This window comes from Streptomyces axinellae, from assembly GCF_039532135.1.
Classification (GTDB): domain Bacteria; phylum Actinomycetota; class Actinomycetes; order Streptomycetales; family Streptomycetaceae; genus Streptomyces; species Streptomyces axinellae.
In genome coordinates, this window is sequence record NZ_BAAARJ010000004.1 from 1 (window position 1) to 17,318 (window position 17,318).

Consider the following 17,318-nt stretch of genomic DNA (forward strand, 5'->3'; position numbering starts at 1 on the left):
GGTGTACCGCTGGGTCGTGTCGAGGAGTTCACGGGTCTACGTTCGGAGTCGAACCGGTGATCTTCTGTGGCACGTTGACGTGTGAAGTGCTTTCTTTTCGCGATATATCCGGGAGGACCTTATGCCGAATCTTCTCAGTGGTGAGGATTATGCGGAAGCATTCCGCGCCTATTACGAGAATAATCCACAGTCGCGTGGAAAAGTGCCTGCCCGGGATGTGGTTGAAGGAGACGTGAAAATTGGGGTGCGGGCGTCGAATTTGCGTAATCCCAAGAACAAGGCGGCGGTGAACCTCGAAGAGGAGAAGGTGCTGAAGGAATATGATGTTGCGCTGGCAAAGGGTAGGGTTGACCGACTGAAAATCAGCAGCAGCGTAAAGATCGCCCCGACCGAAAAGTCGAACGAAACCGACCTGAAGCATGCTGCGAATGTTCGCGCGCTTTATGCCCCGGGTGGACAGCCGTACGGAACCCTCCCGAACTGGGCAACGAGCACGGGCCGGCGCCTGAAGCAATTGGTACTAATGAGTGGAGAGTGTACGGCGGGGCATGAGGAAGGGCGGGCGTTGGAGCGGGACGCGGGCCTCCCGCTGATCCAGATGAAGACTGGCCGCTTCAGGATTGACGCGGAAGTGCTGGACGGTAAAAAGCCCCGTATTTACTACTTCGGTGAGCCCGCGTCCGTGGCGAGTTCTGGTCTGCCGCTGAACGCGTCGCAGGATCAGCAGTTTCCGCCGCAGCACCAGGCCCCGGACGCATCGCAGGGACGGGACCAGTCGTACGCATTGCAGATGTTCATGCAGGAATGGAGTCAGCCGTACAGGGGTCCGGGCGACGGTGCGGAAAGCGATGTCGTGTATGCCCCGGGGACATTTGAGGCTGGAGCTGTACCGCCGTCGGTCGGGGACGTGTCCATGGCCGAGGAGTGGACGTGGGCCCCGGACGGCATGAGTGGCCGGTTGGTCATGGGTGACCCTGCCGTGGACGATGGCCTGGCCCTGGTTCCCGGCTCCGGGGCCACGGCGTACATGAACCCCGTCGCGACGCACGCCCAATCGTCCCGGCAGGCTTTGGGACCCACGCCGAACTGGCAGGCCCAGCAGGTTCAGCAGCCGGGCCCGCCGCAGGTGTACGCACGGTCCGGGGTGGCCTGGCTCCAGTCCCAGCCTCAGGGCCAGGTCACGGGCAAGGGCAAGGGGCCGGCCCCCTCCTGACGCGGTGTGCCCACGGGGAGGGCACTTGTCGCCGGAGGGGCGTGGTCGGCGACGCCAGCACGCCGACGCCGCCGATCGCCGCGCCGGGCGCGGACCTCATCAGGCCGGTCGGCCCGCGCGACGAGTGCGAACGAAGTCCGCCCAGGCGGTGGGGGAGATGGTGAGGTGGGGGATGGTGGTGTCTTTGCTGTCCCGGATGTGGATGGTGCCGGGGGTGGTTGCCACCTCGACGCACTGAGGGCCGTCGTTGCTGCTGTAGCTGCTCTTGACCCACCTCATGGGCCGCCGCCTCAGTGGGTGGTGTGGGTGAGGAAGTCCGCCCATGCGGTGGGGGAGATGGTGAGGTGGGGGACGGTGGTGTCTTTGCTGTCCCGGACGTGGACGGTGTTGCGGGTTGTTGCCACCTCGACGCATTCTGGGCCGTCGTTGCTGCTGTAACTGCTCTTGACCCACCTCGGTGAGGCAGCAACTACGGCCCGGCGCTTGTGTGTCATGTCTCTCCCAGAATTCTCTCGATGAAGGCCAGCGACTCCCGAGGGGCGAGCGCCTGCGACCGGATCATTCCATACCGCATTTCCAGGATCCGCACCTCCTTGGGATCGGAGACCAGGCGGTTGGCGAGCTGAGCCTCCCAGTGCCCCACCGTCGAACCGTTCTTGAGCTTGAGGACTTGGAGCTGGCCCCCCATACCTGTGTGCTCCTCGCAGCTAGTCGGCATCACCTGGATTCCGACGTGCCTCATCTGCCCAAGCTCCAGCAGGTGTTCGAGCTGTCGGCGTAGCACCATTCTGCCGCCCAATGGCCGTCGCAGCGTTACCTCTTCCTGGACAAAGGTGAGCGTGGGGGCGGGGCGTCGCTCGAAGATCTGGCACCGAGCCATCCGAGCAGCAACCTGCTGGTCGATTTCATCTTCGCTGTACGCGGGTCGGCGCATGCTGAACAGCGCCCTCGCATATTCCTCGGTCTGTAGGAGGCCATGCATGTTGTGGTTGCCGTACGCACCCAGTTCGACAGCTTCGGACTCCAGCTTGGCGAGATCCCGTACCTTCTTCGGGACACGGGCGCCGGCTACATCCTTCTTCATCGCGGAGATCTTGCCGTTCGCGCCCAGCGCCACATCCGTGTTGTCCAGGAACTCCGGCTGCGGTACGCGTTTGCCGCGCTCCACCGCCGAGACCATCTCCTCGCAGTAGCCGATTTGCGTGCCCAACCCGGTCTGGGTCAGCCCCGCGCCCTCGCGCCATACTTTGACCATGCGGCCGACGGCCCGCATGACCGCCAGGGAGTCGTCTTCTTCCAGACCCAGGTCCGACCCGTTGTCCTCGTCCGTCATACGCGCCTGCTTTCTTCGACTGTCTGTGCCCAACACGGGCACACCGCGCGGGGGCACGGCGTACGAGCCGTACAGACCCGTACAACACCCGGCCCACCGGGGCCAGTTCGGCCGCCAGCGCTTTTCAGCCTATGTACGAGTGACCACGCTGGGTGATGTGAACGAAGAAACCCACTTCAGCGTGCTGCTGTCCTCCACCCGGCGCGGCGCACGCCTCGCCCGGCTGATCGCCGTGGCTCAACTGTGCGCCTGGGGTGTGCCGTCGGAGGAGACCTCCGACGCGGCGCTCGTCGTCGCGGAGCTGGCCGCCAATGCGGCGACACACGGCCGCGTGCCGGGCCGTAACTTCCGGCTGGAACTGTGCCTGAGCGGCGACTGCACGCTGCGCGTGGAGGTGACCGACACAAGGGGGGACGCGCACCCGCCCGCCGAGCCGCCCGACCCGGCGGACGACGCCGAGTCGGGGCGCGGGCTGCTGCTCGTCGCCGCGCTGGCGTCGCGGTGGGGGGTGTCGCCTGGGCCGTACCCACGGAAGACGGTCTGGGCGGAGGTCGAGATCGGGAGCGGGAAGTCGTCCTCGGACCTGACGAAGGACCAGGCCCGGATCTGACTTTTCAGCCCCCAACCGAGCCGGGCCTGGTCGCCCTCGGACCTGACGAAGGACCAGGCCCGGATCTGACTTTTCAGCCCCCAACCGAGCCGGGCCTCCTGTGAAAACGCCGTCCGGCGCTAATCGGGGGCGGCGCGGCTGAGGGCGCCGGAGGCCCGGGCGCGTGGTCGGCGAGCAGACTGACGACCGCCGTCGCCCGCCTCCGTGGCGGGTCCGGGTGGTCGGTACTACCTCCTGGGTCCTTTGGAGTTCGAGCCTTGGGTTCGCGCTATCTGTCGGGCGATCTCTCGTTGTACGACCCGTTCGTTCTCCGCGTTAAGGGGCGGAGGCGTGCTCGGCCGCCCTCCCGGCGGGAGATTCCCGCGAGCGGCCGGTCCAACTGTCGTGTTGGTACCGACAGCGGAACTGGTCTCGTGGGCGGGTGCCGCAGCAGCCTGCCTGTCACTGAGGGGCGGCAACGTATCGAGCAACGCATTGCGGAATTGCTGAACTTGACGCGCGTCACCTGCTTGCGCTGCATTCATCAGACCCTGGGCCAGTTCACCTACGGGCTTAGACGGCGGGCTGGTGAATTTCTCGCCAAGTTTCTGAACTTGACCCGCGTTACCTGCTTGCGCTGCATTCATTAGATCCTGGGCCAGTTGACCTAGTCGCCCACCGCCCTGCAACCCCGGCTGCTGCCCGTCCTGTCCACCGTAGGGACCCTGATCTGCCATCTGTTCCGCTCCCTCTTCTCCGCTGATGATGAGTAGGAATGTGCTCCTGAGGGGAAACGGCTCCGCGCCCTAAAGGGTTCAGTCGGAGGGCAGTTGCGCCCCCCCCGTGACGCGACGCGGACCACGGCCGTGCGTCCCCGCGCGATCAATGCTGGTCGGGCCGCGGTGAACCGCCATGATTCGGCGTGCGCCTTCATCCTCGCGTTGTGCGGCCATCCGCGTGGGATGCGCCGATGTGCGCCGCGACGATCGGCGGTTCCCGCGACGCGACGCGGGGCGTTGACGATGCCGACGACGACGCCGAAGCAACTCGTGCTGTCGCGCGAGAGCGGCGCTACATCGTCGGGCCGCTGCGGGGCCGGAGTTTCTGCTGATGGAGAACCCGGTCGATGACCCTCTTGTCGGTTGCGGAATGGCCCCCGGGGGCGGGCCGCTCGCCCCTGGGGAGATTCTCCCGAGCGGCCCGGCCGATTGGTGGTGTGCCCGCCGCACCGGCACCGGGAGTCGTCGACGCCGCGCGGCTTTCGGGGGTGGCGGGGGCGAGCGGGCGGAGAGACGCTGCACGGGCGGGCGTTGCCCGGAAGGCGATCTCGGAGGGTGCTGTCTGGTGGGGCGTTGCCTGGAGCGCCTCTACGCGGAAGGGCACTCCCTGGGAGGGCAATCCCCGGGAGGGAGCCTCCGAGGGGGCCGCTTGGTGGGGCGCTGCTGACTGGTGGTACCCGACCACGTCGCGCGCTGTCGGCCCGTGCCGCTCTGACATGACCGTCGGTCCGGCCGCCGCAGGGGCCTGCTGCCTGCGGCGCAACTCGTCGCCCAGGTATTCGGCCATCTCCGCGTGGCGCGCGCCCGTTTCTTCCACATTCATCCTGTAGAGATCGACCAGCTCGTCTGTCTCCAACCTGCCGATCTGAGCCACCAACCTCCGGTTCGGGCGACCGGAAGAACCTTGATCTGCCATCTGCTCGGCTCCTTTCACCTCTGCTGATGGTGGTACGGAAGGCACGGTCTCACCGTTCTCCACGGGTAAGGAAGCCGGTCATCCGCTTCCGGACGGGCAACGGCTCTGCCCCGTAGAGGGTTCAATCGAGGTCCGGTTGAGGTCCCGCCCCTTGCCGGTTGCCGGTGCCGACCGCCGTCATCGTCCGCCGCCGCCGGTTGTCGGTGCCGGGCTCTAGGTTGTCCGGGTGACCGTCGAAGAACTGCGCGAACGACTCATCAGCGTCCGCGAGGCGGCAGTTGACCTGGAAATCCCGGACGAAGAGGTGGACCGGTGGATCGGCATGGTGCGGTTGTGCGCCGTGCTGTCCGAGGGGAAGGGCGACGTGGTCGGCGCCCGCTTCGGCGGCCCGGCGCGGCTTCCGGTGGGCGCGCCGCATCCGCCGTACCCCTACGTCGCCGCCGTCGATCTCGCGGCCCCGGCCCCGCGGCTCCCCGAGGCGCGCTGGGCGGCGGCCGGTACTACCTCGCCAGGCCGCCGCCCTTGGCCTGTTTGCCTGCCGCCTGAGCCCGCTGGCGAGGGAGCGCACCCGCTACGCCCGTATACGAGGCGGCGTCGGGAGCCCTGCCGGTCGGTTGCCCGCCCGGCGGAAGATTCCCGCGAACGGCCTGTCCGAGCGAGGCGTTCGCACCGACGCCGGGGAGGGCCGGGTAGGCAGGAGCTGCCTGAGTCCGGAGGGGCGGTGCCTGAAAGGAGTGTGGCTGGAAGGACGTCGTCTGGTGAGGGGCAGGCTGGAAGGTCGCCGACTGGTAGGGGTCCGGTGGGAAGGCCGCCCCCTCGTAGGGGCCTGGCTGGAAGGCCGTCGGCTGAAAGGGTGCTGCCGGGTAGGAGGCCGTCGCCCAGTGCGGGGCATCGGCTGCCGCGTACTCCGTCTGATCGGATATCACGTAGTCGCTGGCTGCTTGCTGGTACGGCTCCGGCATGGCCTCCGGCGCGGCTCCCGCACGGGCGTCCAGCCTGTTGACCAACTCGTCGCGCAAGTAAAGGGACTGCTCGGTGTCGCCTTGTGCCAGGTACTCCTGCAACTGCGTGGCCAGCTGATCCACCGTGACCGGCGCACCGCTCATCGGACCCTGCGGCCCCTGGCTTGCCCGCGTCTCCCAGGCCGCTTGGGGTGCCCAGCGGTTCTGCCGGAGCCCGGCATCGAGGTCGTCGTATTGCGCCTTCGCCCAGGGACGTTGGGCGGAACCGGCGGCGTCGGGGATGCTGGGTTGGGGATCGTCTGCCGGTATCACGATGCCTTGCGCCCTGCTGTCTTCGCCTATGTACACCCCGTCTCTCACGGTTGGGGCCGGCCGACTGTTCTCCTCTGGCCTGTCAGGTTTCAGTTGCCACCGGCCTGCTTCGTTTAGTTTCAACCTGTCGCCCAGCCCAGCCTTCTCCGTGAGGATGCCCCGCATCGCCTCCGACAAGTTGGCGTTTTTGGTGTATCGGGCGCTGTGGAAGTATTCGCCCAGGAGCGGGTATTTACGGTTGGGTAGTTTGCCGTAGTTGGCAGGATCATCCCAAAATGCACTCGCTGCCTGCTCAACCCGTTGCCTGTGTGCATGGGAATTGCCGCCTTGCACGTGCTGTCGGGAACCCTTGCCTGGCACAGATCCTCCAGTGGTGCGAATCCTCACTGCTGTCCATCCTGAGTGGGATACGCGTCCTGTTTTTGAACGGTTCACCGCCGAGGGGCCCGCTGCCGGTGCAGGGGCTGATATGCGATGCTCCCGGCCGCAGCGCGCGGTCGGGAGCATCGCATATCGGCGGTCAGGGCGCGGACATCAGCGCGTAAGGACCCCTACGTGCTGCGCCGCCGGATCACATTCCCCAGCCACACCAGCGGATCGTACTTTCGATCCGCTGCCCGCTCCTTGAGCGGGATCAGCGCGTTGTCGGTGATCTTGATGCCCTCGGGGCAGACTTCCGTGCAGCACTTGGTGATGTTGCAGTAGCCCAGGCCGTGTTCGTCCTGCGCCGTGGTCTTGCGGTCCAGGCCCTCGTCCTCGGCCGCGTCCAGCGGGTGCATGTCCAGTTCGGCGACGCGCATCAAGAAGCGCGGGCCCGCGAACGCCTGCTTGTTCTCCTCGTGGTCGCGGACCACGTGACACGTGTCCTGGCACAGGAAGCACTCGATGCACTTGCGGAACTCCTGCGAGCGCCCCACGTCCTCCTGCCGCATCCGGTACTCGCCGGGGCCCAGGTCCTGGGGCGGTACGAAGGCGGGGACCTCGCGGGCCTTGGTGTAGTTGAAGCCGACGTCCGTCACCAGGTCGCGCACCACGGGAAAGGCCCGCAGCGGCGTGACGGTGATGACGTCCGTGCGCGCGAAGACGGACATCCGCGTCATGCACAGCAGCCGGGGCCGCCCGTTGATCTCGGCGCTGCACGAACCGCACTTGCCCGCCTTGCAGTTCCAGCGCACCGCGAGGTCCGGGGCCTGGGTGGCCTGGAGGCGGTGGATGATGTCGAGGACGACCTCGCCCTCGTTCACCTCGACGGTGAAGTCCTCCAGGCCGCCGCCGTCCACATCGCCGCGCCAGACCTTGAAGTGCGCGTCGTAGCTCGTCGTGTCCGCAGCGGTAGTCACTCGGTCGTCAGCTCCTCGTCGGTCAGGTACTTGATCAGTTCGTCCTTCTCGAACAGATCGAGGAGGTCACCGCGGATCGGGGGCATCTCGCGGCGGCGGATGGCGATGCGCCCGCCGCTCTCGCTCCGGGTGGCACCGGCCTCGCCGGAGCCCCCGGGCCCGTCCGTCGCGGTCCGGGCCTCCGGCGGGGCCGTCGCGCCGGCCAGCGTGCAGACGAGGTTGGCGCGGCGCCACTCGCGGTCCATCCCGGGGTAGTCGTCGCGGGTGTGGCCGCCGCGCGACTCGGTGCGGTTGCGCGCCGCACGGGCCACGCACTCGCTGACCAGCAGCATGTTGCGCAGGTCCAGCGCCAGGTGCCAGCCGGGATTGAACTGCCGGTGGCCCTCGACCCCGGCCCGCCTGGCCCGCCCGCGCAGCTCTGCCAGCTTCGCCAGGGCCTGGGTCATCTCCTCCTCGCGGCGGATGATGCCGACCAGGTCGTTCATCGCCTGCTGAAGCTCTTGATGGACGGTGTACGGGTTCTCCGGGGGCGAGGCCGTGCCGGTCTTCGACGTGGGAGCCTCGGCCACACCGAAGGGGCGCAGCGCCTCGTCGGCCGCCGCCGCGATCTGCTCCTCGCTCACGGCGGGCCGCGCGGCGCCGTGCTCGCGCGCGTACTCGGCCGCGTGCAGTCCGGCCCGTCGGCCGAAGACCAGCAGGTCGGACAGGGAGTTGCCGCCCAGCCGGTTGGAGCCGTGCATACCGCCGGCGACCTCACCGGCGGCGAAGAGGCCGGGCACGCCACGGGCCGCCGCCGTCTCCGAGTCCACGTCCACGCCGCCCATCACGTAGTGGCAGGTGGGCCCGACCTCCATGGGCTCGGCGGTGATGTCCACATCGGCCAGCTCCAGGAACTGGTGGTGCATGGACGGCAGCCGCCGCTTGATCACCTCGGCCGACATCCGGGTCGAGACATCGAGGTAGACGCCGCCGTGCGGGGTACCGCGCCCCGCCTTGACCTCGGAGTTGATGGCGCGGGCCACCTCGTCGCGGGGCAGCAGTTCGGGCGGGCGGCGGTTGTTGTCCGGGTCCTCGTACCAGCCGTCGGCCTCCTCCTCGGACTCGGCGTACTTCTCCTTGAAGACGTCCGGCACGTAGTCGAACATGAAGCGCTTGCCCTCGGAGTTGCGCAGCACCCCGCCGTCGCCGCGCACCGACTCGGTGACCAGGATCCCCTTCACCGAGGGCGGCCAGACCATGCCGGTCGGGTGGAACTGCACGAACTCCATGTTGATGAGCGAGGCCCCGGCCAGCAGCGCCAGCGCGTGCCCGTCGCCGGTGTACTCCCAGGAGTTGGACGTCACCTTGAACGACTTGCCGATGCCGCCGGTCGCCAGGACGACGGCCGGGGCCTCCAGCACGAAGAACCGGCCCGACTCGCGCTCGTAGCAGAACGCGCCGGACACCGACTCCCCGCCCTTGAGGCCGCGTTCCTTCAAGATCTGGGTGACCGTGCACTCCTGGAAGACCTTGATCCGGGCCTCGTAGTCGCCCGACTCCTTGAAGTCCTCCTGCTGGAGCGCCACGACCTTCTGCTGGAGGGTGCGGATCAGCTCCAGGCCGGTGCGGTCGCCCACGTGGGCGAGGCGCGGGTACTCGTGGCCGCCGAAGTTGCGCTGCGAGATCCGGCCGTCCGCCGTACGGTCGAACAGCGCGCCCCAGGTCTCCAGCTCCCACACCCGGTCCGGGGCCTCGCGCGCGTGCAGTTCGGCCATCCGCCACTGGTTGAGGAACTTGCCGCCGCGCATCGTGTCGCGGAAGTGCACCTGCCAGTTGTCGCCCTCGTTGACGTTGCCCATGCTGGCCGCGATGCCGCCCTCGGCCATCACCGTATGGGCCTTGCCGAACAGCGACTTGCAGATGACGGCGGTGCGCAGGCCCCGCTCCCGCGCCTCGATCGCGGCCCGCAGCCCGGCGCCACCGGCCCCGATGATCACCACGTCCCACTGCTGGCGTTCCACTTGCGTCATGTCTCGTACATCCCTCTCGGAAAGAAGCCGCCGCGCCGAAGGAGCCGGCCGCTCAACGGAAGCCGCCGCTCAGAAGAAGCGCGGGTCGGTGAAGGCGCCGGTCGCCACCAGGTAGACGTAGAAGTCCGCGAGGGCGACGCTGATCAGCGAGGCCCAGGCGAGCTGCATATGGCGCGCGTTGAGCTTTCCGACCCAGCCCCACATGCGGTAGCGCACGGGGTGCTTGGAGAAGTGCTTCAGCCGGCCGCCGACGATGTGGCGGCACGAGTGGCAGGAGAGGGTGTAGGCCCAGATCAGCACGATGTTGACGAGGAAGACCACGGTGCCCAGGCCCATGTGGCCCCACTCGTAGTGCTCGTCGCGGAAGCCGAGCAGGGTGTCCCAGGTGAGGATCAGCGCGACCAGCACCGCCGCGTAGAAGAAGTAGCGGTGGATGTTCTGGAGGATCAGCGGGAAGCGGGTCTCGCCGGTGTACTTCTTGTGCGGCTCGGCCACGGCGCAGGCCGGGGGCGAGGCCCAGAAGCCCCGGTAGTACGCCTTGCGGTAGTAGTAGCAGGTGAGCCGGAAGCCCAGCGGGAAGATCAGGATGATCAGCGCGGGTGACAGCCCCCACCAGTCCCCGAGCAGGCCGAAGTTGGGGCCGCCCTTCATGGTGTGGCAGTTGTCCGCCAGACAGGGCGAGTAGAACGGCGACACGTAGGGCGCCGCGTAGTAGTCGGTGTTCGCGAAGGCGCGCCAGGTCGAATAGACGACGAACGCGAGCAGCCCGAACGCGGTGACGGCCGGGGCGAGCCACCAGCGGTCCTTGCGCAGGTGGGGCTCGGCGATGGCGGCGCGCGTGCCGCCACGCACGCCGCCGGGCTGCGGGCCCGTGTTCAGTTGGGGTTCGGTGCCAGTGGCCAACGGTTTCTCCGGGTGTGACGACGGGGGGTCAGGGCAGTACGGAGCTGCCGCCTCAGGGCGCGTGCCGGTCCCGCGCTCCCAGCCCCTCGTCGTCGACGTCCGTCCACAGGCCCGTGTCGTAGGGCTGCTCGGGGATCGTCACCATCTCGACGCGCGGCTCGGCCGGCGGCCGGGGGGCAGCGGCTCTCAGGAGGGAGAGCGACTCCTTCAGATGTTCGGTGTCGCTCCGCACCCGGCGGATCTCCAATCCCGTGCCTACTCGCTCCTCCAAGCGGCCGACAGCGCGGGCGAGATCGTCGAGACAGCGCTGAGCGGCCGTCAGTTCGTCTTGCAGAGACATGAGTTGCCCACCTCCGCGGTGGTGGCGGCTGGCGTGGTCCATGCGCGTTGGCGAGTGTTGCGCGTCACACTCCCGCTTGTGAAGGGTGCGTCACACCTTTCCGCCCGGACGGACCAGCGCCCAGACCCCCGCAGCACGGGCCGCGAGGCCCCTCGGGGCTACGGACCGGTGTCACCCGTACGAGGGGCGCCCAGGAGCCAGTTGCCCTGCGCGTGCGGGTCGGCGCTGGTGAAGAACTCCACGAACGCCTCGTGGACCTCGTTGTGTTCCAGCATGCCGCTGCCGTCGCGGTCCAGGGTGCTGTAGGCGGTGCGCAGCTCGTCCTCCCCGCGGAGCCCGAAGCCCGCCGCCAGCAGCACCCGGTACTCGCGTTCGGACAGCACGCCGTCGCCGTCCGCGTCCGCGAGATCCACCATGGCGCAGCACAGCGAGTTGACGGCCGCCACCAGCGCCCGGCGCCGCCCGGCGAGCGCCAGGGCGAGCCCCGCGGTGAACGCCTCCAGGTCCTGGACACCGGCACCCGCGCGGTCGTGCAGCCGCCACAGCCTGCGGAAACACCCGAGCAGCCGGCGGTGCTCCCGGCACCCGGGGCGCCGCCGGAAGGACCGGGTGAGGCGCTCGGCCGCCAGCTCGTAGTCGCGGAACGTCAGCCGTCGGCCGGGCCGGGACCGGAACCCGGAGCCGGAGCCGGAGCCGGAGCCGGAGTCGGATTCAGGGCGGGGAAGGGAGCCGGGAGCGGGGAGGGTGGAGGGGGCGGAGCCCAAGGCGGGCCCGGAACCGGAATCCCAACGGGGACCGGAACCCGGGCCCGGGCCGGTGTCGAGCAGGCAGTCGTACCAGCGGTGCGCCTTCCACCGCAGCAGCGGATCCAGCGCCGCGGCGGGCGCCCCGGGCATTCCCCGCGCGCCCGGGACGACCGGCTCACCACGCGCGGCACCCGGCGCACCCGGCGCGGCACCCGGCTCCGGCGGGCCCGCGCGCGCGTGCCGGGGGATCCGTCGGTGGAACGGCCACGGCCACGGCGGCGGCCACGGAGCGGGGCAGGGGCACACGGCGGCTCATCTCTCCTGGGAGCGCAGATGGTCCTGGACGGTCTGGAACGCGTCGGGCCGCAGGGCCGCGTCGCCCTCGAAGGGCTTCTCGAAGGAGGTGACCAGGAAGACGGTGAGCGCCACGATGCCGGCCAGCACGGAGACGATGACCCGCTGGAGCCAGCCGCGGCGGACCCCGAAGAGGAACACGGTGACGACCGCCAGTACCCCGCCGCAGTAGAACATCAGCCAGACCACGGCCGGAACGTCCCGTATCCCCGCGCGCAGCCGCAGCCTGCGGTTGTCGTCGAGCTGGTTGAGGCGCTCGATGGAGGGCGCGTACAGGGCGTTCTCGCGGTCCTCCGGGCCCATGCTGGTGTAGATCGTCCACAGCTCGGCCAGCGCCGCCTGGGTCTGCGGGTCCGAGCCGCGCCGGGTCATCACGTGCCACTCGTCGTCGATGACCAGGCCCGTGTAGGTCAGCGAAGCCGCGCGGACCTGCCGGTGCACGGGCCCCGAGAAGCCCTTGGACATCCGCTCCAGATCGGCCAGCGCGTTGGCCTCCTGCGCGGCGGCGCTGTCGGCCCGCGAGTAGCCGTCCCACACGACGACGACGGAGAAGTGGACGAGGGTCGCGTACAGCGAGCCGACGATCGCGAACACCGCCGCCTGCACCGCCACGTTCTGCTCGGCCACCACATGCCGCACCCCGTACCGGGCCAGCGGCAGCCCCGCGTTGACCAGGACCACGGCGGTGGCGACCAGCAGCAGGCACGTCACCGCGGCGGGCAGGTCCGCGAGCCGGACCGCGACCAGCCCCGCGCCGGAGCCCAGCAGCAGGAGCCAGGACAGCCACAGCCGGTGGTGCTTCACGGGGCCCCGGGCCGGGACTCCAGGGGGAGCCTGGGACCGCCCGGCCTGCGCTCCCACCGGTGCCCCCACCCCCGGTACAGGTAGCTGACGAGGCTGTCCCACTCCTGCTTGCTGCGGTACGGGCTGTAGGGGGCCGGGCGGATGACGGCCTCGGAGGACCAGACCGGCTCGATCCTGCCGTCGAGCCGGATGCGCCCCACGCGGGCCCGCTTCCACAGGTGGCGGTTTTGCCGGTCGGCGTAGACGGTGCCGCCCGGCGCCTTCACGGACAGGCCGCGCACCGCGCGCAGCACCGCCTCCGGCGAGGTGTCCCCGGCGGCCCGCACCGCGCGCGCCCACAGCTGGACCCCGGCGTAGGCCGCCGCGATGGTGTCGGAGACATGCGGGAGGCCGTAGCGCCGCTTGAACTGCCGTACGAACAGCTGGTTGGCGCGGTCCGGCAGGGACTCGAAATAGTTGGCCGCCACGTAGTCGCCCGCGACGAAGGCCCCGGATTTCCTGCGGGCCTCCAGCGAACGCAACTCCCATTCGTCCGCCACGAGATGGAGCGCGGGAATACGCTGCGCGTCGGCGCCCCCACTTCTGAGCGCGCTGAAAAAAGGACCGTTGGTATCGCCGGCGAGCGCCGATACGACGACATCGGGCTCGGCCTTGTGGATTCTCCGGACAGTGTCCGCGACGTTTCGTGAACGGGGCAGCAGATACTCCTCTCCGAGCACCCGGCCGCCTGCGGAGACCAGTTGGGAATGGACGAGGGCGAGGGAGACGCGGGGATAGATGTAATCGGATCCGACGAGGAAGAAGGTGCGGGCCCCGTTGTCCAGGAACCACTGGATGGCCGGGGTGATGTACTGGTTCGGGGTCGCTCCGGTATAGACCACGTGGCGGGAGGATTCGCCGCCCTCGTAGACCGCCGGATAGAAGAGGAGCCCGCCGTGCCGCTCCACCACCGGAATCATGCTGCGGCGCGCGGCCGACTCGTAGCCACCGAAGATCACTTGAACTCCGCCCCTGGTCAGCAGCCTCTCCGCCGCCTTCGCGAAGACCGTTCCGCTGGAGCGCCCATCCGTGAGAACCGGCACCACCTTCCGCCCCAGCAGCCCTCCTTGGGCGTTGATCTCGTCGATCGCCATCACCGTCGCGTCGTTGAGCGGCTTCTCCGCCGGGGCGAGCCGGCCGGTGTGCGAGTGCAGGATCCCCACCCGCAGCGGGGGCCTGGGATGCGGCCCTGCCGGTGTGACGGCCGAGACGAGCAGGGAGTAGGCGAGGACCGCCACCGTCATCAGCACGACCATCCCGCGCTCCCGCGCGGTCGGCCTCATCGCGACCGCTGGCAATTCCCGTACCGCCGGGTCCGGCCGAGGAATGTCCCGCTCATCCCGTTCACCTCGCCAGCCCCCCGCATCACTTCCTCCTCGCCTTGTGCGGCGCCCTTCTTGACCTGCCGACCTGCCGTGAATCGTCCACGCACCGTGAAGCATCCACGCACAATGGGCCCGCAGTCCACGGATTCTCACGTTGCGGCTCGAATGAGTGAAATGGCGTCGCTGTTCCCGGAGTTCGCCGCAATGGCCGCTTCCTCTTTTCTCAAAACCATGCGCGGGCAAGGGATTTCGGATTCCCCCACCCCAGCGGTGCACACCCGCCCCGCTGCCCTCGCACGGGTGCGCGGCACCCTCAGCCGGCCGCCCCCGCCGTGCACCGGCCGCTGCCGCCGCGCGCGTGTGCGCGCACCGGCCGACCGGGTGAGGCGGCGACCTGCCTTCCCGGGGGCTTGCCGAAGGTGTGAGGGGGAGCTGAGAGGAGGCGGCGCGCCCCGCCTCCGCGGGGACCCGGCCTCCGCGGGTGCTGACCGGGCGGCGCGGGGGGAGCGGCGAGCCGCGCGGCTCGGATGGGCAGGCCCCGCGTTGCCGGAGTGCCGCGTGCTCCGCATGGGTGGCGTGCGGGGGCCGTGCGCCGTGTCTGCGGGGTCTCCCGCGCGGGAGCGCCTTCAGTGGGGCGAAAGATGTGATGAGCCGCCAAAACCGCTGAGGGTGGACGTACGCGGGCGTGCGGCAAGCCCTGGAGGATTCAGATGCGAGCCGTCCCAGCCGAATCAGACGGGCCAGTGAGCCCGGCCGTGTCAGCGAGAGCCGTCCGCAAGACGCGAGCCGTCCGCCGGACGGGTGCCGCGATCGTCGCGGGGGCGCTGCTGCCGCTCCCGTTCGCCGGGGCGGGATCGGCCACCGGGGCCGAGGCGGGCGCCCTCCACGACGCGACGGGCGACATCCGTACGACCGACCGGCAGCAGGTCTCCTCGGGCGGCACCGTGCGCTGGGCGGTCGATGCGGCGCCCGCCACCTTCAACGCCTTCCAGCCAGACGCGGGCGAGGCCACGGCCAAGGTCACCGGCGCCACCCTCCCCGCCCTCTTCACCCTCGACGAGCAGGGCTCCCCGAAGGCCAACGAGGACTATCTGCGCTCGGCGGAGGTCACCCGGACCGAGCCGCGCCAGACCGTGGTCTACAAGCTCAGCCCCAAGGCACGCTGGAGCGACGGCCGCGCCATGGGCGCCGCCGACTTCCGGGCCCAGTGGAAGGCGCTCAGCGGCAAGAGCGACGCGTACTGGACGGCGAGGAACGCCGGCTACGACCGCATCCGCAAGGTCACCCGCGGGGACGGGCCCCGCGAGGTCAAGGTCGTCTTCGCCAAGCCCTACGCGGACTGGCGCTCCCTGTTCACCCCGCTCTACCCGCGCCAGGCCATGCACGGCCCGAAGGCGTTCAACGACAGGACCCGCATCGCGCTGCCCGCCTCGGCCGGGCCCTTCCGCGTCGTGGGCGCCGCCCAGGGCGGTGGCGGCAAGAGCAAGGCCGCCAAGAACGCCAAGCACGGCGTGCACGCCAAGGGGGGCAAGGCCAAGAACGCCACCACGGTCCTGGAGCGCAACCCGCACTGGTGGGGCGAGCCCGCGAAGCTGAGCCGTATCGAACTGACGGCCGTACCCCGCGACAAGCGGGCCAAGGCTCTGGCACAGGGGAAGCTGGACCTCGCCGACGTGGACGAGGCGTCGGCCAGGAAGATCGGCGCCGCGCACCAGCTCGGCGGGCCCAGGCGCCCGCACGTCCGGCACGGGGACAAGCCGGACCACAAGGACGAGCAGGCGGCCCGCCAGGCAGACCACGCCCCACAGCACCAGGACCAGCACGCCGAACGCGGGCACGACGCCGCACACCGGCACGCGCACCCGGGCCGGCGGCACGCCGCCCTCCCGAAGGGTCTCGGCAAGGCGCTGCGCAAGTACGAGGTGCGCAAGGCCCTCGACTCGGCCTACACCCAGCTCTCCCTCAACGGCTCCGGCGGCCCCCTGGCCGACGAGCGCGTACGCCGCGCCGTCGTCCGCGCCCTGGACCGGGGTGCGCTGGCCCACAAGGCGCTCGGCGGCGTCGGCCTCCCCGACCACCCGCTCGGCAACCACCTGCGGATGGCCAACCAGGACGGCTACCGGGACAACAGCGACGCGGCCGGCGGCATGGACATCGACTCCGCGCAGTCGCTGCTGGCCGACGCGGGCTGGAAGACCGGTGGCTCGATCCTCCAGGGCAAGGCCGCGGGCGCGGACAAGCCGGGCGGCAAGAAGGCCCACCCCCCCGAGCGTGGGGCGCACGGCACACACGGCGAGCACGGCAAGAAGCCGGCCGGCGGTCCGGGTGAGCCGCCCGACGAGGCGTCCTCACCCGACGCCGGGGCCTCCGCGCCCTACCGGGCCGAGGCCGAGGCGTCCGTCGTCCGCCTCACCCACGCCCAGATGGCCCGGGTCACCGGCAAGCCGCTCAGCCTCGTCGCCTCGGCCACCGGCCAGCGCGGCGCCCTCCTCGCGCAGGCCGCGCACCTCGAACTGGCGCAGGCCCGGCTCGGGGACTCCCCGCGCAAACTGAGCCGGGCCCGTGCCGCACTGGCCACCGCGGAGAAGGTGCGTGCGACGGGCGGCGAACTGCGGCTGCTGACCGGCGGCACGTCCATGGCCGTACGGACCAAGAACGGCAAGCCGCTCGCGCTGCGCTTCGTCCTGCCCGGCGGAGCGGGCTCCGCGTCGCTGCGGGCCACCGGGCGGCGCATCGCGGACATGCTCAACGGCGTCGGGATCCGCACCCAGATCAAGGAAGTCCCCGACGAGAGCTACTTCAAGGACCACATCGCGGCGGGCGAGTACGACCTGGCGCTCTTCACCTGGCCCGCCTCCGCCTACCCGGCGACCGAGACCAAGCCGATCTTCTCCAAGCCGCAGCCCGCGGCCGACGGCTCGCTGCTGGTCGAACAGAACTACGCGCGGGTCGGCACCGACCAGATCGACCAGCTCTTCGAGCAGGCGACCGGGGAGCTGGACGACGGCCGCCGCCGCGACCTGATGGGGAAGGCCGACGCCCGCATCTGGGCGGTGGCAGGCTCCGTGCCGCTCTACCAGCGTCCGCAGCTGGTGGCGGCCAAGCGCGGACTGGCCAACGCCGGAGCCTTCGGCTTCGCGACCCCCCGCTACCAGGACATCGGCTACCACAAGGGCTGACCCGGTCCGGGCCGGCCACCTCCAGCCGGAGCACCTCGCCCCCCGGCGGGGCCCCGGCACCCCGACCAGCGAGTACCGGCGGCGACCAGCGCCGGGCGGCGCCGTGCACCGGCCCCGTCCGGCGCTTGGCGCGCGGCCCCGTACCATGGTTGATGAGGCCGTGGCGAGAGGTGCC

At 70.0% G+C, this 17,318-nt stretch carries 15 protein-coding genes; 3 read left to right on the forward strand and 12 right to left on the reverse strand.

The genetic code is table 11. The annotated features are described in order from the left end of the window. Positions 1-121 precede the first annotated feature (121 nt). Positions 122-1,213, forward strand: coding sequence for a hypothetical protein (locus ABD339_RS06520; RefSeq protein ID WP_344563137.1), 1,092 nt, complete (start codon positions 122-124; stop codon positions 1,211-1,213). A 99-nt stretch (positions 1,214-1,312) separates the two neighbouring features. Here ABD339_RS06520 and ABD339_RS06525 read toward each other — a convergent pair whose 3' ends face one another. The 3 genes from ABD339_RS06525 to ABD339_RS06535 are packed head-to-tail and all read right to left on the reverse strand — an operon-like array spanning position 1,313 to position 2,546. Further along, entirely contained in the window at positions 1,313-1,492 is a 180-nt protein-coding gene (locus ABD339_RS06525; protein ID WP_344563139.1) for a DUF397 domain-containing protein, read from the reverse strand. A gap of 11 nt (positions 1,493-1,503) precedes the next feature. Continuing rightward, complete coding sequence (locus tag ABD339_RS06530) at positions 1,504-1,707, reverse strand: DUF397 domain-containing protein (RefSeq protein ID WP_344563141.1); 204 nt, start codon at positions 1,705-1,707, stop codon at positions 1,504-1,506. Further along, entirely contained in the window at positions 1,704-2,546 is an 843-nt protein-coding gene (locus tag ABD339_RS06535; protein WP_344563143.1) for a helix-turn-helix domain-containing protein, read from the reverse strand. The genes ABD339_RS06530 and ABD339_RS06535 overlap by 4 nt, the downstream gene beginning before the upstream one ends. Positions 2,547-2,703: 157 nt before the next feature. On the opposite strand from ABD339_RS06535, the gene ABD339_RS06540 reads away from it, so the two are divergent. Then, positions 2,704-3,156: an ATP-binding protein gene (locus ABD339_RS06540; protein ID WP_344563145.1), complete on the forward strand. Its 453-nt coding sequence runs from the start codon at positions 2,704-2,706 to the stop codon at positions 3,154-3,156. 1,795 nt (positions 3,157-4,951) lie between these two features. Here the strand turns inward: ABD339_RS06540 and ABD339_RS06545 are convergent. The 9 genes from ABD339_RS06545 to ABD339_RS06585 all read right to left on the reverse strand — a co-directional run bounded on the left by ABD339_RS06545 (position 4,952) and on the right by ABD339_RS06585 (position 13,895). After that, positions 4,952-5,248, reverse strand: a complete 297-nt coding sequence (locus ABD339_RS06545) for a hypothetical protein (RefSeq protein ID WP_344563147.1) — start codon at positions 5,246-5,248, stop codon at positions 4,952-4,954. An 82-nt stretch (positions 5,249-5,330) separates the two neighbouring features. Beyond that, the gene (locus ABD339_RS06550) at positions 5,331-5,936 is read right to left on the reverse strand and encodes a hypothetical protein (RefSeq protein WP_344563149.1); all 606 of its coding nucleotides are present in this window, start codon (positions 5,934-5,936) and stop codon (positions 5,331-5,333) included. Between the two features lie 719 nt (positions 5,937-6,655). Further along, entirely contained in the window at positions 6,656-7,444 is a 789-nt protein-coding gene (locus ABD339_RS06555) for a succinate dehydrogenase/fumarate reductase iron-sulfur subunit (RefSeq protein ID WP_344563151.1), read from the reverse strand. After that, positions 7,441-9,453, reverse strand: a complete 2,013-nt coding sequence (locus tag ABD339_RS06560; RefSeq protein WP_344563155.1) for a fumarate reductase/succinate dehydrogenase flavoprotein subunit — start codon at positions 9,451-9,453, stop codon at positions 7,441-7,443. The genes ABD339_RS06555 and ABD339_RS06560 overlap by 4 nt, the downstream gene beginning before the upstream one ends. A gap of 69 nt (positions 9,454-9,522) precedes the next feature. After that, positions 9,523-10,356, reverse strand: a complete 834-nt coding sequence (locus tag ABD339_RS06565) for a hypothetical protein (RefSeq protein WP_344563157.1) — start codon at positions 10,354-10,356, stop codon at positions 9,523-9,525. Positions 10,357-10,408: 52 nt separating this feature from the next. Then, complete coding sequence (locus ABD339_RS06570) at positions 10,409-10,696, reverse strand: hypothetical protein (protein ID WP_344563159.1); 288 nt, start codon at positions 10,694-10,696, stop codon at positions 10,409-10,411. A gap of 158 nt (positions 10,697-10,854) precedes the next feature. Then, entirely contained in the window at positions 10,855-11,592 is a 738-nt protein-coding gene (locus ABD339_RS06575; RefSeq protein WP_344563160.1) for an EF-hand domain-containing protein, read from the reverse strand. A 162-nt stretch (positions 11,593-11,754) separates the two neighbouring features. After that, positions 11,755-12,600, reverse strand: a complete 846-nt coding sequence (locus ABD339_RS06580) for a bestrophin-like domain (RefSeq protein WP_344563161.1) — start codon at positions 12,598-12,600, stop codon at positions 11,755-11,757. Further along, positions 12,597-13,895: an urea ABC transporter substrate-binding protein gene (locus tag ABD339_RS06585; RefSeq protein ID WP_344563163.1), complete on the reverse strand. Its 1,299-nt coding sequence runs from the start codon at positions 13,893-13,895 to the stop codon at positions 12,597-12,599. Before ABD339_RS06585 ends, ABD339_RS06580 begins: the two co-directional genes overlap by 4 nt. 824 nt (positions 13,896-14,719) lie before the next feature. On the opposite strand from ABD339_RS06585, the gene ABD339_RS06590 reads away from it, so the two are divergent. Continuing rightward, positions 14,720-17,143, forward strand: a complete 2,424-nt coding sequence (locus tag ABD339_RS06590; protein ID WP_344563165.1) for an ABC transporter family substrate-binding protein — start codon at positions 14,720-14,722, stop codon at positions 17,141-17,143. The last annotated feature ends 175 nt before the right edge of the window (positions 17,144-17,318 follow it).